Raw genomic sequence first — 12,127 nt, forward strand, 5'->3', positions numbered from 1 at the left:
GCGGCGCCCGCACCGCTGCCCGGCCCAAGGCCGAATGCGGTTAAACTATAGCGCCAATACCAACCAGACAAGGTGTTTTTTGATGGATGTGATCGCGCGACTCGCTGAGGAGCTGGGGTGCCGGGAAAGACAGGTGCGGGCGGCCGTGGCCCTGCTGGACGAAGGGGCCAGCGTGCCTTTTATCGCCCGCTACCGCAAGGAAGCCACCGAGGGACTGGACGACACCCAGTTGCGCCAGTTGGAAACCCGGCTAATTTATTTGCGCGAGCTCAACGAGCGCCGTGACGCCATCCTGGCCAGCATTCGCGAGCAGGGCAAGCTGACCCCGGAACTGGAGCAATCGATCCTGGCGGCGGACAGCAAGACCCTGCTGGAAGACCTGTACCTGCCCTACAAGCCCAAACGCCGCACCAAGGCCCAGATCGCCCGCGAGGCGGGGCTGGAGCCGCTGGCCGACAAGCTCCTGGCCGACCCGCGGCTGAACCCGAAGGGAGAAGCTCTGGCCTACGTGGACGAGGCCAAGGGGGTGGCGGATGCCGATGCGGCCCTCGAAGGCGCACGCCAGATCCTCATGGAGCGCTTCGCCGAGGATGCGGCCCTGCTCGCCGAATTGCGCGAGAAGGTCTGGAACGAGGGCCTGCTGGCTTCGCGGGTCGTGGAAGGCAAGGAGACCGAAGGCGCTAAGTTCCGCGATTACTTCGAATTCGAGGAACCCCTCGTCAAGATTCCCTCCCACCGGGCCCTGGCCCTGTTCCGCGGCCGCAACGAGGATATCCTCAACCTGCAGTTGAAAGTCGGCAAGGACGAGGACCTAAGCCATGCCACTTGCGAAGGCCTGGTGGCACGCGCATTCGGGATTGCCGACCAAGGCCGCGCGGCGGACCGCTGGCTGCTGGACGCGGTGCATTTTGCCTGGAAAGTGAAGATCCTCACCCGCATCGACCTGGACCTGAAGCAGCGCCTGCGGGAAGCCGCCGAGGAAGAAGCCATCCGCGTCTTCGCCAGCAACCTCAAGGACCTGCTGCTGGCGGCGCCGGCAGGGCCAAAAGCCACCCTAGGGCTCGACCCCGGCATCCGCACCGGCTGCAAGGTGGCGGTGGTGGACGCCACCGGCAAGCTGCTGGAGACCGCCACCATCTACCCCCATGCGCCCAAGAATCAGTGGGACCAGTCCATCGCCGTGCTGGCCCACCTCATCCAGCAGCATGGCGTACAACTGGTGAGCATCGGCAATGGCACCGCCTCCCGGGAGACTGACCAGTTGGTGGCCGACCTGATGAAGCGCCACCCGGAGCTGAGCTTCACCAAGATCACGGTGTCGGAAGCAGGCGCCTCGGTGTACTCCGCATCGGAGCTGGCGGCAAAGGAATTCCCGGAGCTGGACGTCTCCCTGCGCGGCGCCGTCTCCATCGCCCGTCGCTTGCAGGACCCCTTGGCGGAGCTGGTCAAGATCGATCCCAAGTCCATCGGCGTCGGCCAGTACCAGCACGACGTCAACCAGTCGCAGCTGGCGCGCAGCCTGGACGCGGTGGTGGAAGACTGCGTGAACGCGGTGGGCGTGGACGTGAACACCGCCTCGGCCTCCTTGCTGCGTTATGTGTCGGGCCTGTCCCAGAGCATCGGCCAGAACATCGTCGCCTACCGCGACCAGAACGGGCCCTTCGGCAGCCGCGAGGAATTGAAAAAGGTTTCACGCCTGGGCGAGAAGACCTTCGAGCAGGCGGCCGGCTTTTTGCGCATCATGCAGGGCAAGAACCCATTGGACGCCTCGGCGGTGCACCCGGAAGCCTACCCGGTGGTGAACCGGATCATCGCCCAGACCGGCAAGGACATCCGCGAGCTGATCGGCAATGCCGCCTTCCTGCGCGGCGTCAACGCCGAAACCTACGTGGACGAGCGCTTCGGCCTGCCCACGGTCACGGACATCCTCAAGGAGCTGGAGAAGCCCGGTCGCGACCCGCGCCCGGAGTTCAAGAGCGTCAAGTTCATGGAAGGGGTGGAGAAGATCACCGATCTCAAGCCCGGCATGGTGCTGGAGGGCGTGGTGACCAATGTGGCCAACTTCGGCGCGTTCGTGGATATCGGCGTGCATCAGGACGGGCTGGTGCACATCTCCCATCTCGCCGACCGCTTCGTCAAAGATCCCCGTGAGGTGGTAAAAACCGGCGACATGGTCCGGGTCAAGGTGCTGGAAGTGGATGTGCAGCGCCAGCGCATCTCCCTGAGCATGCGCAAGGACGCCGAGCCCGGACGCGACGCTGGTCAACCCAGCGGCAAGCCGGATCGCGGCGCGAACCGGCCGTCTCCCGGCCGCGAGCGGCGACCCCAGGCGGCTCCGCAACCCCAGGGGGCCATGGCCGATGCCTGGGCCAAGGCCTTGAAGAAATCCTGAAAGAATTCCGAGAAACTTTTCAGATCAGACTGCCGTAAAGCTGCGTCGCCCGCTCCTGGACATTGTCCATCACATGGGCGATGGCTTCCGCCGGCAACGGGCACGCGCCCTGGCCCTCCAGTTCGGCTGCGGCGCAGACGTCCTCCACCGCCTGGCCATCGACCAGCCCGGTGGTGACCAGGCCCGCCAGACGCATGAGGCGGCTCTCGGGGCTGTGCTCGTCCGAATCGAGCGGCATCAACTGCAGGCGCAGCAGCAACTCCACGGTTTCAGGCAACTTCCACAGCCGGGCCAGGGCCGCGCCCAGGTCAGCATAGGTGAAACCGAACTCCCGCCGCTGCAGTTCGGGCAGTCGCGCCCTCACCCCCTCGGCCTCGAGCAGGATCGCCTGAGACTTCTCCGGCTCCTTGGAATACAGGATCAGCGAACCCAGGTCGTGCAGCAGCCCGGCCAGGAACAAGGGGCCGCGCTCGCGGGAATGCGCGGCTTCCGCGAGCATGTCGGCGGCGACGCTCATGATTACCGAGCTTTGCCAGAAGGTCTCCATGTCGATCAGGTCCTGACGGATGGACGCAAACCGGTTGACTGCCACCGTCGCCATCACCAGGTTGACCAGCTGGCGAGTCCCCACCATGGTTACCGCCTGGTCCAGGGTGGTGATCTCCTTGGTGCTGGCGTAGAAGCCGCTGTTGGCCACTCGCAGCAGTCGCGCCGTCAGCCCCGCGTCGGTGGCGATGAGATGGCCTATTTCGCGCGATGAACCGGTGGAGACCATCAGATTGAGCTCAGTGACGATGGTCGGCATGGAGAACAGCTTGATGTCGCTTTGGAGGAGGTCTTCGGGTTTCATGGGAGCGCCTTTCTTGGCAGTGGGTGCAATTGCTTCATCGCAGAGTATAGAGCCTCCGTCATTCCGCGCTCAGAACACCGCCGGGACGGGAGTTTCGTCGATACCGTGGCGCCCGTCGTCCACTGCGCCCACGACCGGCTGGGCGTGGGCCGTGAGCGGCAGGGCATCGCGCAGCGCCGGTGGGATGTGACGGTCCGCGCCCGAAGGCAACGGCGCCTTGCGGTCGCGGAGCCAGGCAGCGATATCGCGCCAGGCAGCTTCCGCATGCAGGTCGCGCAGCAACATGTGATATCCCTGCGCATAGAAGGCGGTCCGCACCGGCGCTTCCTTGGGAAGGCTGCGCAACATCCGGTACACCGGCTCCTTGGGCACCACCTGGTCGCGGTCGCCGTAAAGCACCAGGGTATCCGGACGCAAACGTGCGGACTGCTCCATGGCCGCATCCATCAGGTCCACCAGGCCATACATGGCGTCGATGCGTGTGCCCTTGATCACCAGGGGATCGCGGCCCAAGGCCCTGAGCATCTCGATGTTGTCGGAAGGCAGGATGCCCAGGCCCTCGCCGGTCAGTTCCATCCAGGGCACGGTGCGCGCCCCCGCGCCGAGCAACAGGCGCTGATACCAGGGCATGGTGTCGCGGCTCCATACCGCCGGCGCTGACAGGATCAGCCCGTCCGCAGGGGGCGCATTGGCTCCGGTCATGGCGACGATGGCCACCGCGCCGCCCATGCTCTCCCCCAGGATGTAGACCGGAACCCCCGGATGTCGCTGCCGTACCGCGTCGGTGAACTCGGCGAGATCGCGGGTGTAGGCCTCGATGCCGGACCACAGGCCGCGCCCCGGCGCATTGCCGAAGCCGCGCTGGTCATAGGCGTAACAGGCCACCCCCTGTGCGCTGAGATAGGCCGCGGGCATGGAGAAGAATTTGCTGTAGTCGTTGAAGCCGTGCAGCGCCACGATGACGCTTTGCACCTGGCCGTCAGCGGGCACCCAACTGCGCACGGGCAGGACGACCCGATCGGCGGTGACGAAGTGGGAGCGTTTCAGCTGCGCCGGGCTCACTGCTTGTCCGGGTGGATTGACCAGCGGCGAGCAGCCTGCGGCCAGTGCGGCTGCGAGCACGATGCCGGCCCACCAGAAGCCGGCGCATAAGGATTTTGGGATTTTCACGTATCCGCCTCACCAGCGGGAGCCGCTCTGACCGTGCCGGACGAGCGCACTCCCATTTCAAACGCATTCGACCCTGTTTCGGCCGACCAGGTCAATTGTTTGGTGCTCACGCCGCACGACACCGTTTCTCGATGCTGTAATCCGGCTGCGCTAGACTAGCCGCCCCGGAGGTGAGCATGATCAGAACAATGGTGCGCTGGTTGCTTGCGCGCATGTACAGAGTCAAGGTAACCGGCACCGAGCACATCCGCGCGGCGGGCGACAAGGTGCTCATCGTCGCCAACCACGCCTCGTTTCTCGATCCCGTGCTGCTGTGGGCTTTTCTGCCCGAGGACGTCACCTTCGCCATCAACACGCACATCGCGGCGCAGTGGTGGGTCAAGCCGGCGCTGCGGCTGGCGCGGGTATTCCCCATGGACCCGACCCAAGCCATGTCGCTGAAGGCGCTGACACGGCACATCCGTCAGGGCAACAAGGCGGTGGTGTTTCCGGAAGGGCGCATTACCGTCACCGGCGCGCTGATGAAGATCTACGACGGCGCCGGCATGGTGGCCGATCACGCCGGGGCCCGCATCCTCCCCGTCCGCATCGATGGCGCCCAGTTCACGCCGTTCTCGCGGCTGCGCGGCATCGTGCCCATCCGCTGGTTCCCCGCCATCAGCCTCAACATACTGCCGCCGCAGACGGCTGAAATTCCTCTGGATATCAGCGGGGACGAACGCCGCCGGCGGCTGGGCACCTGGCTCGAGGACATCATGAGCGAGATGGTGTTCGCCACGGAAAACCACCGGCGCACCCTGTTCCAGGCCCTGGTGGAATCGCGCCGCACCCACGGCGGGCGCCGCATCGTCCTGGAAGACCTGCAGCGCAAACCTGTCAGCTACGACCAACTCATCACCCGCGCCATCGCCCTCGGCGACCTGCTCGCCGATGTCAGTAAGCCGGGGGAAACCATCGCCTTGCTGCTACCCAGCGGAATCGCCACGGTCGCGAGCGTGCTGGGCCTGCAACGCACAGGCCGCGTGCCGGCCCTGCTCAACTACAGCGCCGGCGTGCGCAACATGCGCCTGGCCTGCCAGTGCGCGGACGCCAGGACCATCGTCAGTTCGAGGCGCTTCCTGGCGCTGGCCAAGCTGGAGGAACAGGCGCAGGAACTGGCGGCGGAACGGCGCACCGTCTATCTGGAAGATCTCGCCGCGGGCGCTGGCTTGACCCGCAAGCTGGGTTTCTGGCTGCAGGGACTGCATGCCCGCCGCCTGGGTCAGCCGTCCGGCGACCCCGATGCCTGCGCGCTCATCCTGTTCACCTCAGGCTCCGAAGGCGCGCCGAAGGGCGTGGCGCTGTCCCACGCCAACCTGCTGGCCAACTGCAGCCAGATCTGCGCCAAGCTGGATTTCAACGCCCAGGACCGCATCCTCAACGTGCTGCCCTTGTTCCATTCCTTCGGCTTCACCGCCGGCACCCTACTGCCCCTGTTGGCGGGCATGCGCAATTTCCTCTACCCCACTCCCCTACACTACCGGCAGATCCCGGAAATCGCCTACGACATCAATGCCACGGTGCTGTTCGGCACCAACACCTTTCTTGCCGCCTATGCCCGCAGCGCCCATCCCTACGATTTCTATAGCGTGCGCTACGTGTTCGCCGGCGCCGAAAAGCTCCAGGCCGAAACGCGCCGGCTGTGGTCCGACAAGTTCGGCCTGCGCGTCCTGGAGGGCTACGGCGTCACCGAGACCAGTCCGGCCCTGGCGGTCAACACGCCCATGCATTGCCGTCCCGGCAGCGTGGGCCGGCTGCTGCCCGGCATCCGCTGGCGCATCGAGCCTGTGCCCGGATTCGCGCGCGGCGGGCGGCTGCATGTGTCGGGCCCGAACGTGATGCTGGGCTATTTGTTTCCCGCGAACCCGGGCCAGGTGATCCCGCCCGCCTCGTGTTTTGGTCCTGGCTGGCACGACACCGGAGATCTCGCGGAGGTCGATGCCGAGGGCTACCTCACCATCCTCGGCCGGGCCAAGCGCTTCGCCAAGATCGGCGGCGAAATGGTGTCGCTGGGCGCGGTGGAGGAACTGGCCGCGCGCCTGTGGCCGGAACACCTGCATGCCGCCATCGCCATCCCCGATGCGCGCAAGGGCGAGCAGATACTGCTGTTCACCACCTGCGCCGAGGCCGAGCGGGGAGCACTTCTGGAGCAAGCGCGGCGGGAAGGCTATGGCGAACTGCATGTGCCGAAAACCGTCTTGCCGCAGGCCGAACTGCCCCTGCTCGCCACCGGCAAGGTCGACTACCCGAGGCTGGTGGAACGGCTCCCGGCATCCGGTCCGCAACAGCCGTGAGTCGCATCATTTGTGGGACCGGATTACCACGGACAAGCAAGGGCGATGTGTAATATGATGGCGTATCGAAACCCGAGACCTGGAAGGTAATCCCATGGCCCGTCATCTCAGTCTATTACTCCTTTTGGCCTGGGGCCTGGCCCATGCGGTGGAGGAAGCGCCGCCCAGGGGTCTGACTCCCGTGCCCGATGTGCCCGACATGCCGCCTCCGGTGGAGAGCGGCGAAACCATGGAGCCCGACATCACCATCATCAAGCGCGGCAAGGACACCATCGAGGAATACCGCATCCATAACCGGCTTTACATGGTCAAAATCAAGCCGGCAATTGGTCCCGCCTACTATCTGGTGGACACCGATGGCGACGGCACCATGGATCACCGCCGCGGCACCGTGGAGGAAGGCATGAACATCCCGCAATGGGTGCTCTTCAGCTGGTAATATGGAACCGCGCGAGGCGCCGGCCCGCGTCTGATATAATCCCGGCCCATTCCAATCGCCCCCACGCCCCGATCATCCGACCAGGACGGTAACGCCTTGAACACCAGCATCGAGTCCCGGCTGCGCCGCCTGGCGCAGGCCGGTCAGCAGCATTTACTTAAAGGCGGACTGAAAGGCCTGGAGAAGGAGAGCCTCAGGATCACGCCACAAGGCACCATCGCCACCACGCCCCACTCCGAATCCCTGGGCTCCGCCCTCACCCACCCCTATATCACCACGGACTATTCCGAGGCGCTGATCGAACTGATCACGCCCCCTTTCCAGGACCCTGCGGAAACCCTCGGCTTTCTCGAGGACCTGCACCGTTATGTCTACCAGCATCTGGGCGACGAACTGCTCCTGGCCACCTCCATGCCCTGCGAGATCGAAGGCGACGCCAGCATTCCCATCGCCACCTACGGCAATTCCAATATCGGGCGCATGAAGCATGTCTACCGCCGCGGCCTGGCCTGGCGATACGGCCGCGCCATGCAGGCCATCGCGGGAATTCACTTCAACTATTCGGTCAACGAGGCCTTGTGGCCCGTGCTGCAGGAACTGGAGGGGGATCGCCAGACGCTCCAGGCCTATATCGCCGATCAGTATTTCCGCCTGATCCGCAACGTACACCGCCACGGCTGGCTGATCCTCTACCTGTTCGGTTCCTCTCCCGCCCTGTGCCGCTCCTTCTTCGCCGGACGCGAGGACATGACCGCGCGCTTCGAGGCCCTGGACGCGCGGACGCTGTTCCGGCCGCACGCCACCTCCCTGCGCATGAGCGATATCGGTTACCGCAACGACAGCCAGGCGGGCCTGGAAATCTGTTTCAACCGCTTGGACGACTACGTGTCCAGCCTGTGCCGTGCCATCAGCACGCCTTATGACGCATACGAGCGGATCGGGGTGAAAGTCGCGGGTGACTACCGGCAGTTGAACACCAACATCCTGCAGATCGAAAACGAGTATTACAGCCCCATCCGCCCCAAACAGATCGCCCAGTCCTGCGAGAAGCCCACCCTGGCATTGAAGCGGCGCGGCATTCGCTACGTGGAGCTGCGCTCCGTCGACTTGGGCTGCGCCCATCCCGTCGGCATCGATTTGGAAGGCCTGCGCTTCCTGGAGGTCTTCATGCTGTATTGCCTCCTGGAGGACAGCCCGCCCTTCCAGGGCCATGACCGCAAGACCTACGCCGGCAATTCCCTGACCGTGGCCTGCTGCGGACGCACCCCCGGATTCAGCCTGTGGCGCGGCAATGGCCAGATGCTGTTGCGCGACTGGGCCCGGGAAATCGCCGATGGAATGACCGCCATCGCCGCGGCCCTGGACCAGGGCGTCGCGGCGCAGGCCTATACGAGCAGCCTCGCTCGCCTGGAGCATGCCATCCGTGATCCGGACGCGACTCCCTCCGCCAAAGTGCTGGACGAGCTGCGGCAGGGGCGGGAATCTTTCGGGGAATACGGGGTCCGAGTCTCGTCGGAACATGCGCGAAGCCTGAAATCCAGGGCTTTGTCCCCGGAACGGGCCGAAGAATTCGCCCGGCAGTCAGCCCAGTCCCTGCAGGAGCAAGCGCAGATCGAAGCCAGCGACACCCTGAGCTTCGAAGAATTCCTCAGGCGCTACTTCGAGCAGGCCTGCCAGCCCCTGCCCGCCGAATCAAGAGCCGTCGGCTGACCGCTCTAGTCGGCAACCGCGTCGCACCGCGCTCCACCACACATTAAAACCATGAACGCTGAAACACCATTGAACCTGGAATCCCTGCAGCAGGAACTGGCGGGCAAGAACCCAAGGACCATCCTCAAGGCGGCGCTGGCCAGCTTCGATAATATCGCCATCTCCTTCAGCGGCGCCGAGGACGTGGTCTTGATCGATATGGCCAGCCAGCTGAAGCCCGGCATCCGGGTGTTCACCCTGGACACGGGACGGCTGCATTCGGAAACCTACCGCTTCATCGAACAGGTGCGCGAGCGCTATCCCATACAACTGGAAATCCTCAGCCCCGATCACCGCGAACTGGAAGTCCTGGTGCGCACCAAGGGCCTGTTCAGCTTCTACCGGGACGGCCACCAGGAATGCTGCGGCATTCGCAAGGTTTCGCCCTTGCGCCGGCATCTGGCTCAACTGGACGCCTGGATCACCGGACAGCGCCGCGATCAGAGTCCCAGCCGCGAGGCGGTGGCCGAGGTGGAACTGGACGGCGCCTTCACCACGCCGGAGCATTCGCTGGTCAAGTTCAACCCACTGACCAACTGGACCTCCGCGCAGGTCTGGGACCACATCGAAGCCTACGACGTGCCCTACAATGCACTGCACCGCCAGGGCTTCGTCAGCATCGGTTGCGAACCCTGCACCCGGCCGGTGCTGCCCAACCAGCACGAGCGCCAGGGACGCTGGTGGTGGGAAGACGCGGCAAAAAAGGAATGCGGCCTGCATGCGGGGAACCTCAAGCAAGGCGCGGAGAACGCCTGAAAAGCCGGGACGGCATTTGACGCGGGCCGCTCCAGCGGGTCAAGATGCAGCAACGCCAACCACCCGGCCGCCCTGCATGACCCGAATCCGACCCTTCTGCCATGAGTAACCCCTCCCGCGTTCTCATCTGGATGTCAGCCTTCCTTGGCGCTGTCGCCGCCCTGGCCTTTCTGGTAATTCATCGGCTGGCGGACATCTTCGCGGCCAACCCCTTTTTCAACGGCGTCATCCTGGCCGTGCTGGCCGCGGGGATCATCGTCAACATCCGTCAGGTGCTGGTGCTGAACCGCGAAGTGGACTGGATCGAATCCTACCGCCGCTCCAACCCGGAACGCGCCCTGGCCGGCAAGCCGCGCCTGCTGGCGCCCATGGCGCGCATGCTGGCGGGGCGCGAGCGCGGGCGCGCCGCCCTGTCGGCGCCTTCCATGCGCACCATCCTGGATAGCGTGCAACTGCGCCTGGAGGAATCCCGCGACCTGTCGCGCTACCTCATCAGCCTGGCGATCTTTTTGGGACTGCTGGGCACCTTCTGGGGACTGCTGGTCACCATCCGCTCGGTCGCCGACATCATCGGCACCCTGAACGTCGGCAACGATGCCGTGTCCATGTTCGGTGCCCTGAAGGAGAACCTCAAGGAACCCCTCGGCGGCATGTCCACCAGCTTCTCCACGTCCCTCTTCGGACTGGCCAGCTCCCTGGTCATCGGTTTCCTGGACCTGCAGGCCGGCCACGCGCAGAACCGCTTCTACAACGAACTGGAGGAATGGCTGTCGGGGATGACGCACCTCTCCTCGGGCAGCGCCCTGGAAGCCGAGGCATCGGTGCCCGCCTATGTGCAGGCCCTGCTGGAGCAGACCGCGGACGGCCTGGAACGCATGCAGCGTGCCATGGGCGAGAACGAGCGCGAGCACCGCAGCGGCAACGAACAACTGGCCGAGTTGGCAAGCCAGCTCGGGCGCCTCAACGAACTGCTGGGGCGCGACGCCCGCGAGCGCCAGGCCGCCATCGAAGTGCAGGAAGATTTAAAGGCCGCCTTGCGCCAGTTGGCGAGCCAACCCCATGGCGAATCCCGATTATCCGAGGATCTGCGCGCCGAACTGCGCCTGATGACGCGCACCATTGCCGCCGCCATGGACCCGCAGCACCGCCGCGAGGCCGCGTCCTGAGCAGCCTGGCCCGGCGCCGGCGGCGCGCTCTCGATATCTGGCCGGGATTCGTCGACGCGCTCACCTCCCTGATCATGGTGATGATCTTCGTGCTGCTGATCTTCGCCATCGGCCAGTTCGTGCTCTCGGACACCCTGGCCGGCAAGAACCGGGCCCTGGATGCCTTGCAGGGCAAAGTGGCTGAACTGGCGCGCACCCTGTCCCTGAGCGAAGAAGCTCGGGCATCCCTGGACAAGCGGATGGCGGAACTCAGCGCATCCCTGGGGCAGACGGCGAACGAGCGCGATCAACTGCGCCAGTCGCTGGACCGGACCACCGCCGAATCCCAGGCCCTGACGGCCAACGTCGCTGCCCTGAGCGAGTTGAAGCGGCAACTGGAGGCGGAGATCGCGCGCATGAGCACCGAACTCCAGGGCAACCAGCAGGAACTGGTGAAACAGACCGAACTGAATGCCCAGGCCACAGCCCAGGTCGAGCTGCTGAACCGGCAGATCGCCGCCCTCAACGAGCAACTGGCGAAACTGGCCGCAGCCCTGGATGTCGCCAACAAGGACGTTCAGGCCAAAGACCTCAAGATCGAGGATCTGGGCAAGCAGCTGAACCTGGCGCTGGCCAACCGGGTCAGCCAGTTGGAGCGCTACCGCTCGGAGTTCTTCGGCAAGCTGCGCGAGGCCCTAGGAAACCGGCCCGATGTGCGCGTGGTGGGCGACCGCTTCGTGCTGCCCACGGATATCCTGTTCGAATCCGCTTCCGCCGATCTCGGCGCCCCCGCCGAGGCGCGCCTTGCGCAACTAGTCAGTACCCTGCGCGAACTGAGCGCCAAGATCCCGTCGGGCGTCGACTGGGTATTGCGCATCGACGGTCATACGGACAAACTGCCCATCAACACGGAGCGCTTTCCCTCCAACTGGGAATTGTCCACCGCGCGCGCCGTTGCCATCGTCAAGTACCTGACGGCCCAGGGCATCCCGGCGGAGCGCCTGTCCGCCAACGGTTTCGGCCAGTTCCAGCCACTCGACACGGCGGATACGCCGGACGCTTACGCCCGTAACCGGCGTATCGAGCTGCAACTGACCAACCGCTGAAACGTGGGTTTGCAACATCCGCGCTATTGCGGTGCATGCCCTTGTAAGACATGCGACACACCAGCTGTAAATTCCGGTGAAATATGAACGAGACCCGACAAAGCCAGGCAAACCATTGACTAGGTTGCACGTTTTCCCCAACGCTGATAACCGTGCGGGGAGCCACAAGCCATCGCAAGGACGGATG

The 12,127-nt window shown here is 65.0% G+C and carries 9 protein-coding genes; 7 read left to right on the top strand and 2 right to left on the bottom strand.

Annotated features, from left to right (window positions below):
- Positions 1-82 precede the first annotated feature (82 nt).
- Entirely contained in the window at positions 83-2,392 is a 2,310-nt protein-coding gene (locus EK23_RS00950; RefSeq protein WP_045223399.1) for a Tex family protein, read from the top strand.
- A gap of 19 nt (positions 2,393-2,411) precedes the next feature.
- On the opposite strand, the gene EK23_RS00955 is transcribed toward EK23_RS00950, so the two are convergent.
- Positions 2,412-3,242, bottom strand: a complete 831-nt coding sequence (locus EK23_RS00955) for an HDOD domain-containing protein (protein WP_052807789.1) — start codon at positions 3,240-3,242, stop codon at positions 2,412-2,414.
- A 69-nt stretch (positions 3,243-3,311) separates the two neighbouring features.
- The gene (locus EK23_RS00960; RefSeq protein WP_327037020.1) at positions 3,312-4,412 is read right to left on the bottom strand and encodes an alpha/beta hydrolase; all 1,101 of its coding nucleotides are present in this window, start codon (positions 4,410-4,412) and stop codon (positions 3,312-3,314) included.
- Positions 4,413-4,588: 176 nt separating this feature from the next.
- On the opposite strand from EK23_RS00960, the gene EK23_RS00965 reads away from it, so the two are divergent.
- The 6 genes from EK23_RS00965 (at position 4,589) to EK23_RS00990 (ending at position 11,940) form a co-directional block, all read left to right on the top strand.
- Positions 4,589-6,745 (top strand): AMP-binding protein, encoded by a 2,157-nt coding sequence (locus EK23_RS00965; protein ID WP_045223400.1) that lies wholly within the window; start codon positions 4,589-4,591, stop codon positions 6,743-6,745.
- Positions 6,746-6,839: 94 nt separating this feature from the next.
- On the top strand, positions 6,840-7,184 hold the full coding sequence (locus tag EK23_RS00970) for a DUF2782 domain-containing protein (RefSeq protein WP_045223401.1): 345 nt from the start codon (positions 6,840-6,842) through the stop codon (positions 7,182-7,184).
- 96 nt (positions 7,185-7,280) lie between these two features.
- Entirely contained in the window at positions 7,281-8,894 is a 1,614-nt protein-coding gene (gene gshA, locus EK23_RS00975; protein WP_045223402.1) for a glutamate--cysteine ligase, read from the top strand.
- Positions 8,895-8,945: 51 nt separating this feature from the next.
- On the top strand, positions 8,946-9,689 hold the full coding sequence (locus tag EK23_RS00980; protein WP_045223403.1) for a phosphoadenylyl-sulfate reductase: 744 nt from the start codon (positions 8,946-8,948) through the stop codon (positions 9,687-9,689).
- Between the two features lie 101 nt (positions 9,690-9,790).
- Positions 9,791-10,855 carry a coiled-coil domain-containing protein gene (locus EK23_RS00985; RefSeq protein ID WP_045223404.1) on the top strand — a complete coding sequence of 355 codons (1,065 nt, stop codon included), beginning with the start codon at positions 9,791-9,793 and terminating at the stop codon, positions 10,853-10,855.
- Between the two features lie 5 nt (positions 10,856-10,860).
- Positions 10,861-11,940, top strand: a complete 1,080-nt coding sequence (locus tag EK23_RS00990; RefSeq protein WP_045223907.1) for a peptidoglycan -binding protein — start codon at positions 10,861-10,863, stop codon at positions 11,938-11,940.
- Positions 11,941-12,127: the final 187 nt, after the last annotated feature.

The organism is Methyloterricola oryzae, from assembly GCF_000934725.1.
GTDB classification, from domain to species: Bacteria; Pseudomonadota; Gammaproteobacteria; order Methylococcales; family Methylococcaceae; genus Methyloterricola; species Methyloterricola oryzae.